Source organism: Streptomyces sp. YIM 121038, assembly GCF_006088715.1.
Taxonomy (GTDB): Bacteria; Actinomycetota; Actinomycetes; order Streptomycetales; family Streptomycetaceae; genus Streptomyces.
The window spans coordinates 5,265,388-5,284,365 of sequence record NZ_CP030771.1; the positions used below are offsets into that span (position 1 = coordinate 5,265,388).

The window sequence follows — 18,978 nt, forward strand, 5'->3', positions numbered from 1 at the left end:
GTGGGAGTGCCGGAAGGGCCCGGGGGGAGTTCAGTGAGGCGGCTCCAGTTCGGCCAGGGCGGTCGAGAGCCGCTCCAGGGCGAGGGCGGTCTGCTCGAACTGCTCGGCGCCCAGCGCGTCCCTGAGCCGGGCGGCGAGGTCCGCGTGGCCCGGGCCGATCTTCGCGACGGCCGCGCGCCCCTCGTCGGTGGGGCTCAGGAGCTTGGCGCGGCGGTGCGCGGGGTTCGGGGCGTACTCGGCGAGGCCGTCGCGCACGAGCAGGTCGGCCACGCGCTGCACGCTCTGCCGGGTGATGCCCATGGCGCGGGCGATGCCCGCCACCGGCAGGGGCTCGCGCAGGACGGCGCCGAGCACCTGCCACCAGGCGGCGGTGAGCCCGGCGGGCCTGGCCAGCTCCTCGGAGACCGCGAGGAACTGGCCGTTGAGCCGGAAGACGCCGAGCGCGGTGCGGCTGAGCAGGTCCTGGGCGGCGCGCTCGCCGCCGGTCGCGGGGCTCATGAGTTCAGGGCCTCGTACGCGGCCGGGTCCGAGTCGTGGAACAGCCGGTACCAGGCGTCGAGCCGCTCGCCCTCGAACGCGCCCATGCGCCCCAGGACTTCGCGTGCGAACGCGACGGGCTCGGTGGGTCCCGCCGTGATCAGGTCCCCGTCGGTGACGGCGTCGGACGCGACGTACCGGTCCGCGCCCTGGTACCCGGTCGCGGCCAGGTACATCGGTACGGCGCTGGTGTGGGCGCGCTCGTCGAGCAGCCCCTCGCGGGCGAGCCCCGCCGTGGCCCCGCAGATCGCGGCGACCGGCACGCCCGCGTCCAGGAAGGCCCCGGCGGCGCGGGCGAACGGCGCGAGGCCGTCCCCGCTGTCCCACAGGTCGGCCCCGGGCAGGATGAGCAGCTCGCTGTCCTCGGGCCGCAGCGCGTCGAGCGTGAGGTCGGGCTCGACGCGGACGCCGCCGATGCTGGTGACGGGCTCCGCGGTCATGGCGACCGTGCGGACGGTGTGGCCGGTGCGGGCGAGGAACGCGGTGGCGTACCCGGTCTCCCAGTCGGCGAACGTGTCGTAGACGGCGAGGTGAACGGCCTTGTCCATGGTGACCTCCAGTGCCGGACTCCCGGACCCGGGCCCGTGCCCGAGTGGGTATGTCAGCATGCTGTCATTACGACAGTACGCTGTCAATGGTGCGACGGTGGCGACGGTGGCGACGGTGGCGACGGTGGCGCCGAGCCCGAGCCCGAGCCCGGGGCCGAGCCCGAGCCCGAGCCCGGGGCCGAGCCCGAGCCCGGGGCCGAGCCCGAGCCCGGGGCCGAGCCCGAGGCCGGGGCCGGGGCGGCGCCGGGCCCCGGGGAGCCTTAACGCCCGCCAGGGGCCCCCTTGACCCGCGCCCGCCTGGCGTCCGGCGCATGGACCCGCAGGCACTCGCCGCCCATCTGGGCCTCGACCTCCTGGCCGTCACGCTGCTGACCTTCGCCGTCTTCTATCCGCGCCACCACGGGCGCGAGCTGGTGCTCGCGTATCCGGCCCTGAACGTCGCGCTGTTCTCGGTCGTCGCGGCCCTGTCGGAGGCCGAGGGCGGCGGCCTCCACGAAGTGGACTTCGTCCGCGACCTCATGGTCCTGGAAGTCCGCTTCCGACAGTCGGAACTCACGGAGGGCTCCCGGCCGTTCACTCGGAGTACGAGTACGAGTACGAGTACGAGTACGAGTACGACCACGACCACGACGTCACGACCGGCCGCACGCCTCAGCAAGGAGCTCGCGTGAACCCTGCCCTTCGTGCCCTGAGCCGCGCCGCGCTCGCCGCACACCCCCTCTCGCTCGCGGAGCTGAACGCCCGCGCGGAGCTGCTCGCCCGCTACGACCACGGCTATCTCGTCCCCGTCGAGGTCTTCGAGGACTTCGCCGCGCTGCTCACCGACCCGCGCAGACGCGGCGGCCCCTTCCGGGCGCTGAGTATCGGCGGCCGCCGCAGCTTCGGGTACCACTCGACGTACTACGACACCCCGGGCCTCGGCACCTTCCACGACCACCGCCAGGGCCGCAGGCTGCGCTACCGCATCCGGGAGCGGGTCTACCAGGACAGCGGGGAGCGGCAGTTCGAGATCAAGCTGAAGACGGGGCGCGGCGAGACCGTCAAGCACCGCCAGCGCATGGAGGGCGACGCGCACGCGCTCGACGACACCCGGCGCGGCTTCCTCGCCGGGGTGCTGCGCGGTTCGTACGGCGTGGAGGCGCCGACGTCCCTGACGCCCTCCCTGGTCACGCACTACCGCCGGGCGACGTTCGTGGCCGACGGCCAGCGGGTCACGTGCGACGCCGCCCTCGTCGTACGGGACGTGGCGACGGGCCGGACGGCGACGGCCGACAGCGGGCTCGTCCTCGTCGAGACGAAGACGCGCGGCAAGCTGACGGAGGCGGACCGGGTCCTGCACCGGTACGGGCTGCGGGCCGCGGAGTTCACCAAGTACTGCGGCGGCCTGGCGGCCGTGCGCCCGGAACTGGGGATCAACCGCTGGGCGCGGGCGGTGCGGGTCGCGTTCCCGCGGGCGGCGGGGGTTCCGGGAGGGGCGGCGGACCCGGGCGGTCCGGGGGATCCGGCGGATCCGGGCGGTCCGGACGCGCCGGGCGGGGGAAGGTGAGGACCACCCGGGTCGGGCGGCGCCCGACGGCGAACGAGCCACCCGCGTCCTGCGCCGGGCGATGTCCAGGCCGAGGCCCGTCGACCCACCGCCACTGGTGCCGCGCGCGGCGGCCCGGGCGCAGGAGTCGGGGAAGCCGGGCCCGTCGTCGCCGACGGTGAGGCGGGCGCGGCCGTCGGGGCCGGTGGTGACGCTCACGCGGTAGGCGGTGCCCTGGGGCGTGTGGTCGAGCACGTTGCCGATCAACGCGTCGAGGCAGGCGGCGAGTTCGTCGTACGGGACGGGCACGGTCAGACCGCCTGCCGGGGTGTCGACGTCGCCGCGGCGTCCCTGGTCCTCGGCCAACGGCTGCCAGAACGCGGCGCGTTCGCGGGCCACCGCCGCCAGGTCCGCGCCCGGGGTGGCGCGCAGCGGACGGCGGGCCGTGCGGATGACGTCGTCGACGCCGCGCGCGAGGGCATCCACGTCCGCCGCGATGCGCCGGGCCTCCTCGGGGTCCCGCAGCGTCTCCGCGTCGAGCCGCAGCGCGGCCACCGGGGTGCGCAGCCGGTGGGCGAGGTCGGCGGCGTTCTCGCGGGCGGTGACGCGCTCGGCGGTGAGCAGGTCGTCGATGCGGGCCGCGAGCCGGTTCAGCTCGGCGGCGACGAGCCGCAGCTCCGGCGGCCCCTCCGGGGCGGCGCGGGCCGACAGGTCCCCGGCGGTGAGCCGGTCGGCGGTCCTGGCCAGACCCCGCGTCGCGCCCCGCCATGCCCGTCACCGCGGCGTGTCCCGTAGGGCCCGCACCAGGGTGGGCGGATGCGGAAGTGGTGATGTGCCGCAGGCACGGTGGGGTGGGCGGACGGTGAGGGCGCGGTGCACAGCCGTCCGCTGGGCGAGGGGCGGTGCGCAGAGCGCTGGCGGGGACGTCGGCCTTGCCGGACGGGCCCGGTACAAGGACGCAGGTCGGCTCGCCTTCGCCGGATTCGGATCGCTCTTGTGAACAGACGCAGCACAGGCGGCCTCCATCCGGCACACGAGCCGCCTACCCTGAACGATCCACCGTGCGTTTCACCGGCGGCACCGCGACTGCGATTGGCTCGGTGGGGCCGTGTACCTCATCTCCTGGAGCCCGACTGGCGGCTATCACATCAACGACGTCCCACGGGGCCCAGCTACCGCTGCCCTCATGGAGATTGATTCCGACGACGAGGAGCAGGAGGGCCTGATGCCCAGGATTTACTGTGACCAGGCCTCAGGACCGGCTTCTCCGGCTGTCGTTGATGACGGCTGACTCTTGAAAATTACGACGAGACGATTGTTCGTACGCCGGTAACGAAGGCATGGAAGCTAGGAGATCTGTTTTTCTCCAAGTTCAGGTGGGGCCCCACTCGGCGGCCCCATTCAGGCTTTGATGCGATCTTGACTCCGCTGGCGTGAAGGACCTTCTCGAAAGTGTCCGAGCATTTTCCTGCTACTGCATCAGGGTTGCTTCGGTAGGCGTGAGGGGCTTGTTTCGGAACTTTCGGAAACCCCGCCCTCACTGCTTCCCAATCGCCGAAATACCAACTCTCCAACTCGCGCACTGCGATTCGATTCAAAACCTGAAAGGAATGATTCGCTCCTCGGCGACCATGTGGAGTCAGTCCAGATTTTTCGGCGATGTCATCAAGCTTCTTCTTGAGGGCTGTGCAGTCATCATTATCTCGATCCACTAGGACTACGACGCGGATATCGGCACCCCGCCGTCGAGCAGCCGCGTAACCGCGGAGTCTGTCAGGGAGATTCTTCAGAAGATCAGGCTTTCCCCGGAACCTTCTGATTCCGACCCGGACCTTCGTCCCTTCGAGGAGCTTTGACAGAAGTGGTCTGAGGGCCTCTGCTGCAGATTCTTCCTCCACCAGCAGTTCGAGTGACACGCTTGACTCAGGATTCTGGTTGCGTGACTTTCGTGTCATGCGCGCTCCCCCAGGTCTGCGACAGGAGTCTTCGGCTCTGGCAGCTGCTCGAAGTAGCTCTCCTGCCAAAGACTTCCGAGCAAAGCGCCCTGATCGAGCATGTCGACCACCAGAGGGAGGTTATTGGGACGGACCACTCGTGTATAGCCGTCCGCGCCGCGATACAGTGCGATGACTTCATCAGGCTTGCATGAATTGACGAATTCATGCGAATGTGTCGTAACGAGTACTTGGGATCTCTCGCTCGATTGGCGACATTGTTGCGCAAGTCCCGGAAGTACCGAACTGTACAGATGGTTCTCGGGCTCTTCGATTCCGATGAAAGGAGCCGGGTCGGGGCCGTAGAGGAGCGTTAGATAGGAGAGGAGTTTGAGAGTCCCATCGGATGCATTGCTGGCGAGAACTGGATCCGAGAATGGGGAATCTTTGATAAAAAGTACGAGTCGGCCGTCAGGTGAAGTCTCGTAGTCGACGCGATCCAGCGTGGGAATTGCCTCCCGCAATGCTTTCATGACCGATTGGAGGCGTTCCGGGTGGTTTTCCTTCAAGTATTGAAGGACATTGCTGATGTTGTCGCCCGACTGGGAAAGTCTCTCCTGTGGTCCAGCTGTTGGGGACTTGCGCTCCTCTGCCACTGACAAGTAGGAGAGGTACCATCCCGAGATGAACCGTCGCAGTGCTGCGACGCGTGGATGTGACTTGAACTGCCCCAGTGCATTTACAGCAAGCCTGTCTGGGCCATCGAGGACTTCTTCAGATTTCTTTCCTGTGGCTTCATTGACCACGTAACCGGAGCCATTTTGGAAATCCAGGACGTGGCGAGGTCGACCTTGTGCTGCACCAGCTGTCCACCGCAGCCATTCTCGGCTGACTACCGGTCGGCCGCGTTCCTCATCAATTTCCAGGCGATACGTCAAGAGATTTGCTTTAGGCTCCTCCCGGTAGGAGATCTGAATGGCAATGGGTCCACTCGTGCCTCGAGATCTCAGTTGCTGCAATCCTCCGCGCCTATCCCATGCATTTCGGATTCCGATCGTAAATGAAGTCTCCATGAAAGCGAATACGTCAAAGAGGGTAGACTTGCCACTTCCGTTCGGCCCGACCAGTACAGTGAACGGCTTGAGCTTCTTGATCTCAACGTCCTGCAGGGCACGGTAGTTCTCGATTTTAATTGCTTCGATTACGGGGGGGCGCATGAAGGCTCCTCTGCGGATTGGAATGCTCCTACCTTGCCCTTTCGGGGAGCTACCCGGCCAGTGCTGCAGTGGAAGAGAGTTGACTCACCGCCAGATCCTCGGCCCTGATCATTTCATCGTAGGTTGCCCGCTGCATCGGCTGGTGCTGAACTGGCAAGTAGTCAGCAAGTAGCGTGGAAAGGGGAACGGTCGACGCAGTTCTTCGAGCGTAGACGGCGGCTGGTTGACTCGTCTGTCTTGTCCGCCGGGGCTACGCGACCTTCACTCTGGTACTGAAGGTACGCGCGGGCGGGTCGCTTGCAGGCCGTACGGCGCCCGTGTCCCAGACAAGCTGTCGCGTTCTCGCGTCTGGACCAGACAGGACGCCCATGTCTGGCCTAGTGCAGAGACACCTACCCTCGCCCCCATGACCCCTCAGCCCAACCCCCAGCTCGGCGCAGCGGTCGCCGCAACCGACCGCGCGCACGTCTTCCACTCCTGGTCGGCCCAGGAACTGATCACCCCGCTCGCGGTGGCCGGCGCGGACGGCTCGTACTTCTGGGACTACGAGGGCAACCGCTACCTCGACTTCACCAGCGGCCTCGTCTACACGAACATCGGCTACCAGCACCCCAAGGTCGTCGCCGCGATCCAGGAGCAGGCGGGGAAGCTCGCCACGTTCGCCCCGGCGTTCGCGATCGAGGCCCGCTCGGAGGCCGCGCGGCTCATCGCCGAGCGCACCCCGGGCGACCTGGACAAGATCTTCTTCACCAACGGCGGCGCCGAGGCCGTCGAGAACGCCACCCGCATGGCCCGGCTGCACACGGGCCGCCCCAAGGTGCTCTCCGCGTACCGCTCGTACCACGGGGCCACCGCCGCCGCGATCAACCTGACCGGTGACCCGCGCCGCTGGCCGTCCGACACCGCGTCGGCGGGCGTCGTGCACTTCTGGGCGCCGTTCCTCTACCGGTCCCCGTTCTACGCCGAGAACGAGACCCAGGAGTGCGAGCGGGCCCTGACGCACCTGGAGGACACCATCGCCTTCGAGGGGCCCGGGACCATCGCGGCGATCATCCTGGAGACGATCCCGGGCACCGCCGGGATCATGCCCCCGCCGCCCGGCTACCTCGCGGGCGTGCGCGAGCTGTGCGACCGGCACGGCATCGTCCTGATCCTGGACGAGGTCATGGCGGGCTTCGGCCGCACCGGCGCCTGGTTCGCCGTGGACCACTACGACGGCGTCGTACCGGACCTGCTGACCTTCGCCAAGGGCGTGAACTCCGGGTACGTGCCGCTGGGCGGCGTGGCGATCTCGTCGGCGATCGCCGAGACCTTCGCCCGCAGGCCCTACCCGGGCGGACTCACCTACTCCGGCCACCCGCTGGCCTGCGCCGCCGCCGTCGCCACCCTGGGCGTCATGGCGGACGAGGGCGTCGTCGAGAACGCGGCGCGCGTCGGCGCCGACGTCATCGGCCCCGGCCTGCGCGCCCTTGCCGAGCGGCACCCGAGCGTGGGCGAGGTGCGGGGCGTCGGCATGTTCTGGGCCCTGGAGCTCGTCCGGGACCGGGAGACCCGGGAGCCCCTCGTCCCCTACAACGCGAGCGGGGAGGCCAACGCCCCCATGGCCGCGTTCGCCGCCGCGGCGAAGGCGAACGGCCTGTGGCCCTTCGTGAACATGAACCGCACGCACGTGGTGCCGCCGTGCACCATCACGGACGCCGAGGCGAAGGACGGCCTCGCGGCCCTGGACCGGGCCCTGGACATCGCCGACGCCCACGTGGCCTGAGCCCCGCGGCCGGGCGTGGCTCGGGCGGCGGAACCCCGACCGCGTAGTCTGACGTGCTCGTAAGCGACGACGCCGGTACGTCGTCGAGCGAAGCCGCACCAGACCTCGCAGGGGGAGGCCACCCACCATGCCCGGAGCCGACGGCCCCGCCGTCATCCGCAGCACCCTGCGCCAGCAGATCGCCGACGCCCTGCGCGACGAGATCCTCGCGGGCCGCCTCATACCGGGGCAGGAGTTCACGGTGAAGGAGATAGCCGAGCAGTACGGCGTCTCCGCAACGCCGGTCCGCGAGGCCCTCGTGAACCTCTCCGCGCAGGGCCTCCTGGACTCCGTGCAGCACCGCGGCTTCCGCGTGCACGAGCACACGCTCGCCGACTACCGCGGCATGATCGAGGCCCGCGGCCTGGTCGCGGACGGCATCTTCCGCGACCTCGCCGTGACGGCGGAGCGCCGCACCGTCCCGCCGGCCGGATTCGTGTCGGTGCGCCGCCGCGGCGAGGAGGCCGCCCGAGCGGCCGCCGCGGGCGACCTCACCGTCCTCATCGGCTACGACCTGCGCTTCTGGCGCGAGCTGAGCGCCCTCTTCGGCAACGCCTACCTCGCCGACTTCCTGCACCGCCTGCGCGTCAAGTCCTGGGTGTGCGCGGTCCCGCACCTGCGCCGCGAGGCGGAGCGCGGCGGCGATCTGCGCGGCCGCCTGTGGTCGCGCCACACCGACCTGGTGGACGCCGTGTCGCGCCGCGACCCGCTCACCGCGCACGCCATCGTCGTCGAGTACAACGCGCACTCGCTCGCCCTGATCGAGACCCTGGCCGCCACGGACGGGAACCCGGCCGCCGGGGACGACGGGCGGGCTTCCGGATGACCGCCGTGGACCTCAGCGTCGTCATCCCCGCCTTCAACGAGGAACGCCGCCTCGCCCCCACCCTGGAGGCCGTCCGCGCCTATCTGGACGCGGCCCCGCAGCCCCCGGCGTGGGAGCTGATCGTCGTCGACGACGGCTCCACGGACCGCACGGCGGAGATCGCCGCCGCGGCCGCCGCGGCCGACCCCCGCATCCAGCTGATCCGCGGCGAGAGCAACCGCGGCAAGGGCCACGCCCTGCGCCAGGGCGTCCTCGCCTCGTACGGCCGCCGCGTCCTGGTCACGGACGCCGACCTGGCCGCGCCCATCGAGGAGCTGGAGGCCCTGGAGAAGGCCCTCGCCGAAGGCAACGCGGCGGCGGTCGGCTCCCGGGCGCGCCCCGGCGCGACCATCGGCGTGCACCAGCACCGGCTGCGCGAGCTGCTCGGCCGGGGCGGGAACCTCCTGATACGCACGGTCGCCGTCCCCGGGATCCGCGACACCCAGTGCGGCTTCAAGCTGTTCGACGGCGACCGGGCCCGCGCGGCCTTCGCCTCGGCCCGGCTGCGCGGCTGGGGCATCGACGTGGAGATCCTGCACCACTTCCGCACCCGGGGCTGGCCCGTCGCCGAGGTGCCGGTGCGGTGGTCGCACCAGGAGGGCTCCAAGGTGCGGCCCACGGACTACGTCCGCGTCCTGGCCGAGCTGACCGCGCTGCGCGCCCGCGCGCTGCGCCCCGCCGACCTGGTCGTCGCCGCCCTGTTCCTGATCGCCTCGACCGCCCTGTACGCGCGGCGCTGGATCTCCCCGGACACCCGGTACCTGCCGCACGCCCTCCAGGACCAGAACCAGTGGGAGTGGTTCTTCGAGGTCACCGCCCACAACGTCAGGCACCTCGACAACCCCCTGTTCACGACCTTCCAGAACGCCCCGGACGGCGTGAACCTCATGGCCAACACGGTCATGCTCGGCCTGTCCGTCCCGCTGGCCCCCGTGACCTGGGTGTTCGGCCCGGCCGTCAGTCTGAACGTGGCGATGACGCTGGGCCTCGCCGCCACCGCGACCGCCTGGTACTGGCTGATCCGCCGACGTCTCGTACGGCACCGGGGGGCCGCCGCCGCGGGCGCGGCGCTCGCCGCCTTCGCGCCGCCGATGGTCAGCCACGCGCACGCGCACCCGAACTTCATCGTCCTGTTCATGATCCCGCTGATCGTCGACCGGGCGCTGCGCCTGTGCACGGGCCGTCATGTCGTACGGGACGGCGTCGTCCTCGGCCTGTTCACGACGTACCAGATCTTCCTCGGCGAGGAGCCGCTGCTGCTCGCCGCCCTGGGGATGGTGCTCTTCACCGTCGCGTACGCGGTGGTGCGCCGCGATGTCGCGCGCGCCGCCTGGCGCCCCCTCGCGCGGGGCCTGGCGATCGGCATCGGCGTCTGTCTGCCGCTGGTCGCCTTCCCGCTGTGGTGGCAGTTCTTCGGGCCGCAGAGCTACAAGAGCGTGCTGCACGGCGACGACGCGGGCAACAGCCCGCTCGCCCTGCTGTCCTTCGCCGAGCGCTCCCTCGCGGGCGACGCGGACACCGCCGCCTCGCTCTCGATGAACCCGACCGAGCAGAACGCCTTCTACGGCTGGCCGCTGGTCGTCCTCGCCCTCGCGATCACGGTGTGGCTGTGGCGGCGCCCCGCGGTCAAGGCGCTCGCGTTCACCGCGGTCGCGGCGGCGTTCCTGTCCCTGGGCCCGAAGTTCCGGATCCCGCTGACGGACGTGGTCCTGCCGGGTCCGTGGGCCCTCCTCTCCGACCGGCCGCTGTTCGAGTCGGTCATCGAGGGGCGCGTTGCGATGGTGTGCGCTCCGGCGCTCGGCATGCTCGTCGCGCTCGCGATCGAGGGGCTCGTGGAGCGGACCCGGCGGGCCCCGGCGTGGGTCCCCGCGTGGGCCCCGGCCACGGGCCGCACCCGGGCCGCCGTCCTGCGGTACGCGGGCCTCGGCGCGGTCGCCGCCGCCCTGCTGCCCCTCGTGCCGCTGCCCCTGAAGGCCGTGGACCGGATCGAGGTCCCGGCGTTCATCGCCGACGGCACCTGGAAGCGGTACGTCGACACGGCGGCGGGGGAGACACTCGTCCCGGTGCCGCTGCCCGACCCCGGCTACGCGGAGGCGCTGCACTGGCAGACCACCGCGGGCCTGGGCTTCCGGCTCCCCGGCGGGTACTTCAACGGGCCCTGGGGCCTGGACCGCGTCGGCATCTACGGCGCCCCGCCCCGCAACACCTCCAACCTGCTGCGCGACATCCGGGGCACCGGCCGCGCCGTGCGGGCCACGGACGCCTGGCGGCGGGCCGTGCGCGAGGACCTGCGGTACTGGAACGCGGGCGTCGTCGTGCTCGCCCCGCAGGCCGCCGACGCGGCGCTGCGCAGCACGCTCGACGATCTTCTTGGACAGCGCGGAAAGTGGGTAGACGGGGTGTGGATCTGGGACGTGCAAGGGGGGAGTACGAGCGGCCCCGCTGCCACTACGCTGCGGGAACAACACGCACGGTAGCCGACCCCCGCGTGCGCCCCCGCACGCCCGTCCACCACCTGTCCGCCCCCGGCCCGCCACCTCGTCCACCCGCACTCTTCCTGTCCGTCCCGGCCTTCCTGTCCGGCCCGTGCTTCCTGTCCGTCCCGACCGCGCGACCGACCCCCCACCCGACCCGTCCGAACCCCCGCGTCGTCCGACGTTCGACGTTCTGACCCGAGGAGCCCTTCTTGGCCTGCGACTTGTGGCTCGTCCCGCTCGTCGATGTGCTGTGCCACAGCCCCGACAACCCCTTCGCGGAGGAACTCGCCGCGTACGACAAGGCGCTGACCGAGGCGGGGCTGCCGACGATCCCCGTCTACGCGTACATGCCGGGCCTGTCCGGCGACGTGGCACCGGTCGCGGGCTTCGACTACGACGCGCTGCACTTCCTGCGGCGCGCGTACCTGCTGCGCGTCTGCGGCCTTGAGGTCACTCCGGTCGACGAGCTCGGCGGGGACTACGAACAGCTCCTGGAGATGTTCGACGCGACCGCCCAGCAGTCGCACCTGGTGTGGCACTACGACCACGCCGGGGCGTACGTGCCCGTGGACTTCCCCGCGCCCCTCGCCAACGACGAGCTGCTCGCGGGCGGGGGCCCGCTCGGCTCCTCCCACGCGCTCCTGCGCGAGCTGGAGTTCGTGGCGCCGTCCCTCGGCATAGACCCCGCGAACCCGCCGCTGCCCCCGGCCCCGCCCCGGTCCCCCACGACCCTGGAGGAACCGGCTCCGCCGCCGCCCCACGACTCCAGCCCGTTCGCCCGGGAACGCCACGTGTGGCTCGGCCTCCACGCGGCCACGACCCGGAGCCTGGCCCAGGGCTCAATGATCATCTACAGCTAGCCGCCGGCCGTGCCGCTGCCGCGGCGGATCACCGCGCCGTGTGGGGCCCTCGCCTCAGCGCGGCTCCGGCGGCCGCTGGCGCGGCATGTTCGGCCGGGCCCCGGGCGGCAGGGGGAAGCGGCCGGGGGCCGCGCCGGGCTCGCGGGCGGGGCCCGGCACGGCCCCGCCCCCGCCGGTCTGCATGGCGAGCGGCGCGGCCCCCGCGCGGAACTCCACCATCCAGTCCACGGTCTCGGCCCGCACCAGCTCGGTCACGTCGTCGGAGAACCTCCGCAGCACCCCGAGGCACCGCTCCGCCGCCTCGCTCGCGGTCCCCTCCGTCGGCCCGAGCACCTCCCGCACGCTCTCCGACGCCCAGTCGAACTGCAGCACCTGCAACCGCCGCTGCACGGCCTGCGCGGTGGCGACGTCCCGCATCCACCCGGACGTGAACCCGAAGTACCGGTCGCACCCCACGCACGCGACCCCCGCGAGCAGCGAAACGAATCCCCACGTGGCCACGCCCCCCGCCGCCCCGACGAGGTCGAGGAGCGGCAGCACCCCGGCCCCGAGCGCCCCGAGCGCGGCACCGCCCCGCAGGATCCGGGCCCCGCGCCGCTTGCGGACGCGGTCGCGCAGGTACCACCCGGCGGTGTCGAGCGCACCCCGCTCCACCCACCGGTACAGCTCGTCGAGCCGCGCCGCGGGCTCGCCCCAGTCGCCCGTGGGAAACTCCCGGCCGCCCGGGGCACCCCCGAGCCCGCCACCCGCGCCGCCCGGCGCCCCCGCCCCTGCCTCGTGCCCATGGGGCACCCCCTCAGGCTGCATCTCCGGCTGGTGGTGGCTCACCCGGCACTCCCTCGGCTTCCGCATAAGTTCCGCATAAGTGACGCAACGTAATGGACGGTGCCTCTGCGCGAGCACAAGTCCTACCGCCCAATGGGTGGCTATGCGGCCGTTTTCACGGCTTTTCCTCCTGGAAGGGGTGCTTGATCAGGTATAGGAGCACCGTCGATCTCACCCGAAAGAGTGCCGCCGGGAGTGCCGGGGCGCTCGCCTCCGTCACCACGTAGGCTCGTGCCAGGCGTCAACCCGCCCGACAAGCACGTCGTACGCACTCGACCGACACCAGGAGCTGATCGTGATCCCCGGTGGTGGACAGCCCAACATGCAGCAGCTGCTCCAGCAGGCCCAGAAGATGCAGCAGGACCTCGCGACGGCGCAGGAGGAGCTGGCGCGCACCGAGGTCGAAGGCCAGGCGGGCGGCGGCCTCGTCAAGGCCACGGTCACCGGCTCCGGTGAGCTGCGCGCCCTCGTGATCGACCCGAAGGCGGTCGACCCCGAGGACACGGAGACCCTCGCGGACCTGGTCGTGGCCGCCGTGCACGCGGCGAACGAGAACGCGCAGGCGCTCCAGCAGCAGAAGCTCGGCCCGCTCGCGCAGGGCCTGGGCGGCGGCGGCATCCCCGGCCTGCCGTTCTAATCGCCGTTACCTTCCAGGTCGCCCGGCGGCCAACTACGGTACGTATCAAAGCCCCCTGACACCCGAACACTGACCCCGGAAACCCGCAGGAAAGGCAGTCCGTTGTACGAAGGCGTGGTCCAGGACCTCATCGACGAATTGGGCAGGCTGCCCGGCGTCGGTCCCAAGAGCGCGCAGCGGATCGCCTTCCACATCCTCCAGGCGGAGCCGACGGACGTCCGGCGTCTGGCGCATGCCCTCCTGGAGGTGAAGGAGAAGGTCCGCTTCTGCGCGACCTGCGGGAACGTGGCGCAGGAGGAGCTCTGCGCGATCTGCCGCGACCCCCGCAGGGACCCCTCGGTCATCTGTGTGGTCGAGGAGCCCAAGGACGTCGTGGCGATCGAGCGGACCCGCGAGTTCCGGGGCCGGTACCACGTGCTCGGCGGCGCCATCAGCCCCATCGAGGGCGTGGGCCCCGACGACCTGCGCATACGGGAACTCCTCGCGCGCCTCGCCGACGGCACGGTCACCGAGCTGATCCTGGCGACGGACCCGAACCTGGAGGGCGAGGCCACGGCGACGTACCTCGCGCGCATGATCAAGCCGATGGGCCTGAAGGTCACCCGCCTGGCCAGCGGACTCCCTGTCGGGGGAGATCTGGAATACGCGGACGAGGTCACCCTGGGCCGCGCTTTCGAGGGGAGACGACTCCTAGATGTCTAAGTCACCTGAGCCGCAGCCGAAGACGCTGGTGCACGCCGCGTCCCAGGACCCGGACGACTTCGCGGTCCAGATCTCCGACCAGATCGAGAGCTTCATCGTCGCGGTCACGGAGGTCGCCCGGGGCGCCGAGCCGGACTCGGCCGTCCCCTTCCTCCTCCTGGAGGTCTCCCAGCTGCTCCTGGCCGGGGGCCGCCTCGGCGCGCACGAGGACATCGTCCCCGACGAGCGCTACGAGCCGGACCTGGGCCCGGAGGGCGACGTGGACGAGCTGCGCGAGCGCCTGGCCGTCCTGCTCGACCCGATCGACGTCTACTCCGAGGTCTTCGACCCCTACGAGCCGCGCAAGGCCCCGGTCGCCTGCCGCATCTCCGACGACCTGGCCGACGTCGTCACCGACCTCCGCCACGGCCTGGCCCACTACCGCGAGGGCCGCACCACGGAGGCCCTGTGGTGGTGGCAGTTCTCCTACTTCTCCAACTGGGGCTCCACGGCGTCGGCGTCCCTGCGCGCCCTCCAGTCCCTGGTCGCCCACGTCCGGCTGAACCAGCCCCTGGAGGACCTCAACGGCCTCGACACCGACCAGGACCTCACGGACGAGACCCTGGAGGAGGCCGCGGGCAAGGTCATGGCCGAGGAGATCGCCGGCCCACTGGGCCTGCGGCCCGTCCAGTAGCCCGCTTCCCGGGCCCCCGGGCGGCGCGTGGCGTTACGCTGCGCCCTACTGCCGTGTGGTGAGGGGGCTTGCTGGTGGCGGACGAGACATCCTGGGCGGGGCTCGCGGAGGCGATCGGCGCGGTGCGCGCGGAGTTGCTCCGGGCGGAGGAAGCGGGCCGGGACGAGACCGTGCGGTTCCGCACCGGCCCCGTGGAGCTGGAGTTCGCCGTCGACGTCCGCAAGGAGGGTGAGGCACGGGCGAAGGTCTTCGTGCTCCCCTTCGGGGCGGAGGCGAAGGGATCCCGCTCGACCGGCACGACCCACCGCCTCAAGGTGACCCTCCAGCCGGTGGACGACGCGGGCGAGGACCGCGTCATCGGCGACCCTGACGCCCAGGGGCGCCCTCGGTAGCGCGCGATGGACGTACGACGGGTCGTCGAGCTGTGGAACCCGGAGGCGGGCCTGTCCGGCTCCGGCTACCTCGTCGCGGACCACCTGGTCCTGACGGCACTCCACAACGTGCACGGCGCCGGGCAGGTGGAGGTCAGGCTCCTCGGGGGCGAGGCGTGGGCGCGGGCCGAGGTGCTCTGGCCGGTCGTGGAGGCCGACGCCCCGGACGCGGCACTGGTCCGGCTCGTGGGTGGGTGCCCGCCGCCACCGGGAGGCGAGCCGGTGAGATGGGGCCGCGTCGGCGGAGCGGCTCCCCCGACGGAGGGCAGGCTCTCGTGTCTGGCCGTCGGCTTTCCCCGCTCGGAGGTACGAGACGGCGTCCGGGACACGAAGGAGGTCCGCGGGCACGTCGAGACCCTGACGGGGCTGAAGGCGCACGGCGTGATCACGGTGTACGTCGACGGAGTCGCCGCGCCGAGCAAGGGGGAGGGGCGCTGGGCCGGGGCTTCCGGTGCCGCCCTGTTCGCGCAGGGGCGGCTGATCGGCGTCCTCACCACGGACCGGGCCCGGGACTACGAGGCGAACCAGCTCACGGCGGTGTCGGTGGAGTCGCTCGCGGCCCGGCCCGGCTTCGCGCGGGCGGTGGGCGAGCTGCTCCTGGAGCCCCTGACCGCGGAGGTGCCGCCCGCGCGTACGGCGTACGGCATCGAGGTCCCGCCCGGACTCAACAACCTCCCCGAGCTGCCGTCCCGCCACTTCGTGGGCCGTGCGGACGTGCTCGCCGAGCTGGAGCGGTCCCTGGCCGCCGACTCCCAGACCATCACGCAGACGCTGCACGGCCTGGGCGGCGTCGGCAAGACGACCCTGGCGTTGCACTACGCCCACGCGCACGTGGGGACGTACCGCCTGGTGTGGTGGATCCGCTCGGACAGCCCCGATCTGATCGAGGCGAGTCTCGCTGCCCTCGCCCTGCGCGTCCAGGGGGCCGCCGCCTCGGACCTCACCACCACCCAGGCCGCGGACTGGGCCGTCGGCTGGCTCCAGACGCACCCGGGCTGGCTCCTGGTGTTCGACAACGTGGAGCGGCCCGAGGACGTGGCGACGGTGACGGGGCAACTGCGCTCCTCAGGAAGGTACTTGATCACCAGTCGTTACCGGAGCGGCTGGCCGGGTGCCCCGATCGCCCTGCCGGTCCTGGACGAAGGCGCGTCGCTCGACCTCCTCGCCCGGCTGACGGACGACGGCGAGGCCGAGGCCGAGGCACGGGCCCTCGCCGAGGAACTCGGCCATCTGCCCCTGGCGTTGGAACAGGCGGGAGCCTTCGTCGCGCAGACCGGGAGCACGCTGGGGGAGTACCGGCTCATGCTCCGGCGGTATCCGGAGCGCACGACGGCCGCCGCGCCCGGCGGTACGGACCCGATGCGGACCGTGGCCCGGATCTGGCGCATCACCCTCGACGCCGTGCACGCTACGGACCCCCGCGCCGTGGACCTCCTGCGCATGGCCGCGTGGTACGCGCCCACGGAGATCCCCCGGGAACTGTTCACGAAGCTGGCCGAGGACGAGCTGGACCTGGCCCAACTCCTGGGGCTGCTCGCCGACTACAACCTGATCGTGCTGGGCCGGGGGACGCTGGGCGTGCACCGCCTCGTCCAGCGGGTGGCGCGCACGGTCTCACCCGAGGACCCGCACCGGGCACCGGAGCGGATCACCCGGGCGCGGGACGGGGCGGCAGCGGCGTTGCGGCACTTCCTGCCGTTCGACCCGCGCCTCAACGTCGCGGGCTGGCCCGGCTGGCGGCGCCTGCTGCCGCACGTCGAAGCCCTGCTGGACGCGGTCGACCCCGCCGACGACACCGAGGACACGGACTTCGCCCTCAACGAGTGGGCGCAGTACCTGGCGGGTCAGGGGCAGCGGGGCCGGGCCATCGCACTCCTGCACCGCTCCGTGGACGCTTCGTCCCGCCTGTTCGGCGAGAAGCACACCAGCACGTTGACCGCCTACAACAACCTCGCGAGCGCGTACGAGGCGGCGGGGGACCTGGACGAGGCGATCGCGCTGCTGGAGCGGACGCTGACGGCCCGGATCGAAGTGAGCGGCGACGACGATCCGCACACGCTCATCGTGCGGAACAACCTCGCGAGTGCCTATCAGTCGGCGGGGGACCTGGAGCGGGCGACCCCGCTGCACGAGCGCAACCTGTCCGACCGCACGCGCCTCCTGGGCTCCGACCATCTGAGCACCCTGCTCTCGCGCAACAATCTCGCGGACGCGTACCTCCTCTCGGGGCAATTGGCGCGTGCGGCCCCGATGTTCGAGGAGACGCTGGACGACTGCGTGCGCGTGCTCGGCTGCGATCACCCCTTCACCCATGTCGTGCGCAGCAACGTCGCGTACTGCTGTGAGGCCGCGGGAGACCTGGAGCGCGCGGTGGCCCTGCTGGAGCAGACGGTCGCCGATCGCGCGCGGACGCTGGGCGGAGAACACCCGGACGCGCTGCGGTCGCAGCTGCACCTCGCCCGCGTCCACCAGGCGGCGGGCGACCCGGCGCGAGCGATCGCGCTGCTCGAGCGGACGCTGGACGTCTGCGTCCGGGCGCTGGGCGACGGGCACGGGCTGACAGGGAGTGTCCGGAGCAGTCTGGCCGAGGTGGTGGAGCAGACCGGCCCCCCGTCCGCGAACCCTGCCGTCCGCTAGCCCGCAGCCCCGCCGTGGCCATCGGGAAGCCCTTCGTTTCCGCAGCTCGGCCCGGGGCTCAAGCTCCGGGATCCGAGCTCTTCCCCTGGGTCTGGTTGGTTGAAGTGAGACCCAACCAACCCATCCCCTAAGGGAGTTGAACGGAGCGTCACCCGTCAGGGTGACGTTCCGTGGTCAGCTTGCGTCGGAACGTAAAGCCGCCCTAGGTTCGCGGCAAAGAAACGGCCCCGGCCGGTGTTGGCGCACCGGTACCAGGGCCTAGTCCGACGAATCGAGAAGCAGTCGATCGTGGCTTACTCACAGCTTAATCCCGCCCTGCCGTCCCCGTCCCACCCAATGGCCAAGACGGGCTACGGCAAACGTCACGCGGGTGACGAAACCCCGCACAGCGAAGCCGACTTCGCACACCTGAGCGCACGCGACGCGGAGATCGCGACCTTCATCGCTGTTGGCGCGGCGATGGGTCACAAGGCCATCGCCGCCGAGCACCCCCGCTACGGCCAGCAGGCCGTCCGTACGTCGATGGGCCGCCTGATCGAGGCGGGCCACCTGCGCTGGATCAAGGAACACCTCACCGTCGAGGACAACTCCATGCGGTGGGTGACCAGGACGTACTGGTCGCGGGAGCCCAGGTCCCCGGAGTGGTGGGCGGAGTTCGTGCGGGAGCGGCACGGGCGGGACGTGACGGACCAGTACAGGCCGGGTCTGGCACGGGTGGACGAGGAAACCGCAACGGAAGCTGAGCCCGAGCCGGCGCCAGAACCCGAGCCGGAGGCCGGCGCGGCCCGCGACACCCTCGCCCGGCTCCGCGCGGCGGACCGGCGGCTCGCCCTGTCCGAGCGCGACTGCCGGGCACTGGAACCCCTCGCCGCCGAGTGGCTGGCGCGGGGTGCGACCCCGACCGACATCACCGAGGCCCTGACCACTGGCCTGCCCGAAGCCGTCACCAACCCGGGCGGCCTCACCCGCAACAGACTGGAGAACAAGATGCCCCCCAAGCTGCCCAAGGCGCCGGGCAAGACCCGGCTCCGGGCCCGCGTCACCCGCGCGGTGATGATCTGCGGCCTCTGCGAGGAGCCGGAGACGACCACGGAGCTGGTCAACGGCCTCTGCGCGGACTGCCGCGCGGAGTGCCTGGCGGAGGAGCCGGACCAGGTCGTCCCCGGCGTGGTCCCGGACACCTTCCTGGCGGCCCCGACCCGGCCGGAGGCCGTGCCCCTGCGCGCCGACGAGGTGCGGCTCGCGGCGGGCTTCGCGCCCAAGAGTCGCGGATGAGCGTGCCGTACGCGCCGGTGCGGGCACCATG

At 71.5% G+C, this 18,978-nt stretch carries 18 protein-coding genes and 1 pseudogene; 13 read left to right on the top strand and 6 right to left on the bottom strand.

The genetic code is table 11. The annotated features are described in order from the left end of the window. Positions 1-30 precede the first annotated feature (30 nt). Positions 31-498: a helix-turn-helix domain-containing protein gene (locus tag C9F11_RS22460; RefSeq protein WP_138960969.1), complete on the bottom strand. Its 468-nt coding sequence runs from the start codon at positions 496-498 to the stop codon at positions 31-33. Continuing rightward, complete coding sequence (locus tag C9F11_RS22465; protein ID WP_138960970.1) at positions 495-1,085, bottom strand: DJ-1/PfpI family protein; 591 nt, start codon at positions 1,083-1,085, stop codon at positions 495-497. The genes C9F11_RS22460 and C9F11_RS22465 overlap by 4 nt, the downstream gene beginning before the upstream one ends. A gap of 311 nt (positions 1,086-1,396) precedes the next feature. Between C9F11_RS22465 and C9F11_RS48730 the strand changes: the two genes are divergently transcribed. After that, complete coding sequence (locus tag C9F11_RS48730; protein WP_249401836.1) at positions 1,397-1,756, top strand: DUF4956 domain-containing protein; 360 nt, start codon at positions 1,397-1,399, stop codon at positions 1,754-1,756. Next, positions 1,753-2,631, top strand: coding sequence for a VTC domain-containing protein (locus tag C9F11_RS22480; protein ID WP_249401837.1), 879 nt, complete (start codon positions 1,753-1,755; stop codon positions 2,629-2,631). Before C9F11_RS48730 ends, C9F11_RS22480 begins: the two co-directional genes overlap by 4 nt. 102 nt (positions 2,632-2,733) lie before the next feature. Here the strand turns inward: C9F11_RS22480 and C9F11_RS49955 are convergent. Further along, positions 2,734-2,919 (bottom strand): annotated as a pseudogene (locus C9F11_RS49955) (ATP-binding protein); the annotation flags it as partial. On the opposite strand from C9F11_RS49955, the gene C9F11_RS49960 reads away from it, so the two are divergent. Then, entirely contained in the window at positions 2,854-3,405 is a 552-nt protein-coding gene (locus tag C9F11_RS49960; protein WP_346347332.1) for a hypothetical protein, read from the top strand. The pseudogene C9F11_RS49955 and the gene C9F11_RS49960 sit on opposite strands and share 66 nt — an antisense overlap. A gap of 506 nt (positions 3,406-3,911) precedes the next feature. Here C9F11_RS49960 and C9F11_RS22490 read toward each other — a convergent pair. After that, positions 3,912-4,526 carry a DUF4276 family protein gene (locus tag C9F11_RS22490; protein ID WP_171075817.1) on the bottom strand — a complete coding sequence of 205 codons (615 nt, stop codon included), beginning with the start codon at positions 4,524-4,526 and terminating at the stop codon, positions 3,912-3,914. A gap of 35 nt (positions 4,527-4,561) precedes the next feature. Beyond that, complete coding sequence (locus C9F11_RS22495; RefSeq protein ID WP_138960973.1) at positions 4,562-5,761, bottom strand: AAA family ATPase; 1,200 nt, start codon at positions 5,759-5,761, stop codon at positions 4,562-4,564. A gap of 406 nt (positions 5,762-6,167) precedes the next feature. Here C9F11_RS22495 and C9F11_RS22500 point away from each other — a divergent pair, with 406 nt between their 5' ends. From C9F11_RS22500 to C9F11_RS22515, 4 genes are all read left to right on the top strand, one after another. Beyond that, entirely contained in the window at positions 6,168-7,526 is a 1,359-nt protein-coding gene (locus tag C9F11_RS22500; protein ID WP_138960974.1) for an aspartate aminotransferase family protein, read from the top strand. Between the two features lie 127 nt (positions 7,527-7,653). Beyond that, positions 7,654-8,391, top strand: a complete 738-nt coding sequence (locus tag C9F11_RS22505; protein ID WP_138960975.1) for a GntR family transcriptional regulator — start codon at positions 7,654-7,656, stop codon at positions 8,389-8,391. Beyond that, positions 8,388-10,907: a dolichyl-phosphate beta-glucosyltransferase gene (locus C9F11_RS22510; protein WP_138960976.1), complete on the top strand. Its 2,520-nt coding sequence runs from the start codon at positions 8,388-8,390 to the stop codon at positions 10,905-10,907. Before C9F11_RS22505 ends, C9F11_RS22510 begins: the two co-directional genes overlap by 4 nt. Before the next feature lie 209 nt (positions 10,908-11,116). Then, positions 11,117-11,767 carry a hypothetical protein gene (locus C9F11_RS22515; RefSeq protein WP_138960977.1) on the top strand — a complete coding sequence of 217 codons (651 nt, stop codon included), beginning with the start codon at positions 11,117-11,119 and terminating at the stop codon, positions 11,765-11,767. 54 nt (positions 11,768-11,821) lie between these two features. Here C9F11_RS22515 and C9F11_RS22520 read toward each other — a convergent pair whose 3' ends face one another. Further along, positions 11,822-12,619: an SLATT domain-containing protein gene (locus C9F11_RS22520; RefSeq protein ID WP_249401838.1), complete on the bottom strand. Its 798-nt coding sequence runs from the start codon at positions 12,617-12,619 to the stop codon at positions 11,822-11,824. A gap of 268 nt (positions 12,620-12,887) precedes the next feature. Between C9F11_RS22520 and C9F11_RS22525 the strand changes: the two genes are divergently transcribed. The 6 genes from C9F11_RS22525 (at position 12,888) to C9F11_RS22550 (ending at position 18,947) form a co-directional block, all read left to right on the top strand. Further along, entirely contained in the window at positions 12,888-13,229 is a 342-nt protein-coding gene (locus C9F11_RS22525; RefSeq protein WP_138960978.1) for a YbaB/EbfC family nucleoid-associated protein, read from the top strand. 102 nt (positions 13,230-13,331) lie between these two features. Continuing rightward, the gene (gene recR, locus C9F11_RS22530; RefSeq protein WP_138960979.1) at positions 13,332-13,931 is read left to right on the top strand and encodes a recombination mediator RecR; all 600 of its coding nucleotides are present in this window, start codon (positions 13,332-13,334) and stop codon (positions 13,929-13,931) included. Continuing rightward, a complete protein-coding gene (locus C9F11_RS22535) occupies positions 13,924-14,604 on the top strand; it encodes a DUF5063 domain-containing protein (RefSeq protein ID WP_138960980.1) in 681 nt (226 codons plus the stop codon). Before recR ends, C9F11_RS22535 begins: the two co-directional genes overlap by 8 nt. A gap of 74 nt (positions 14,605-14,678) precedes the next feature. Then, complete coding sequence (locus tag C9F11_RS22540) at positions 14,679-14,996, top strand: trypco2 family protein (RefSeq protein ID WP_138960981.1); 318 nt, start codon at positions 14,679-14,681, stop codon at positions 14,994-14,996. Between the two features lie 6 nt (positions 14,997-15,002). Further along, complete coding sequence (locus tag C9F11_RS22545) at positions 15,003-17,672, top strand: tetratricopeptide repeat protein (protein WP_138960982.1); 2,670 nt, start codon at positions 15,003-15,005, stop codon at positions 17,670-17,672. Positions 17,673-18,008: 336 nt separating this feature from the next. Continuing rightward, complete coding sequence (locus C9F11_RS22550; protein ID WP_138960983.1) at positions 18,009-18,947, top strand: hypothetical protein; 939 nt, start codon at positions 18,009-18,011, stop codon at positions 18,945-18,947. Positions 18,948-18,978 lie beyond the last annotated feature (31 nt).

Bases quoted from the DNA above. Each gene is read 5' to 3' on its own strand.
- C9F11_RS22545 (WP_138960982.1), top strand. From the start codon at position 15,003: ATGGACGTACGACGGGTCGTCGAGCTGTGGAACCCGGAGGCGGGCCTG.
- C9F11_RS22495 (WP_138960973.1), bottom strand. From the start codon at position 5,761: ATGCGCCCCCCCGTAATCGAAGCAATTAAAATCGAGAACTACCGTGCC.
- C9F11_RS22460 (WP_138960969.1), bottom strand. From the start codon at position 498: ATGAGCCCCGCGACCGGCGGCGAGCGCGCCGCCCAGGACCTGCTCAGC.
- C9F11_RS22550 (WP_138960983.1), top strand. From the start codon at position 18,009: ATGGCCAAGACGGGCTACGGCAAACGTCACGCGGGTGACGAAACCCCG.
- C9F11_RS22510 (WP_138960976.1), top strand. From the start codon at position 8,388: ATGACCGCCGTGGACCTCAGCGTCGTCATCCCCGCCTTCAACGAGGAA.
- C9F11_RS22520 (WP_249401838.1), bottom strand. From the start codon at position 12,619: ATGCGGAAGCCGAGGGAGTGCCGGGTGAGCCACCACCAGCCGGAGATG.
- C9F11_RS22465 (WP_138960970.1), bottom strand. From the start codon at position 1,085: ATGGACAAGGCCGTTCACCTCGCCGTCTACGACACGTTCGCCGACTGG.
- C9F11_RS48730 (WP_249401836.1), top strand. From the start codon at position 1,397: ATGGACCCGCAGGCACTCGCCGCCCATCTGGGCCTCGACCTCCTGGCC.
- C9F11_RS22535 (WP_138960980.1), top strand. From the start codon at position 13,924: ATGTCTAAGTCACCTGAGCCGCAGCCGAAGACGCTGGTGCACGCCGCG.
- C9F11_RS22505 (WP_138960975.1), top strand. From the start codon at position 7,654: ATGCCCGGAGCCGACGGCCCCGCCGTCATCCGCAGCACCCTGCGCCAG.
- C9F11_RS22500 (WP_138960974.1), top strand. From the start codon at position 6,168: ATGACCCCTCAGCCCAACCCCCAGCTCGGCGCAGCGGTCGCCGCAACC.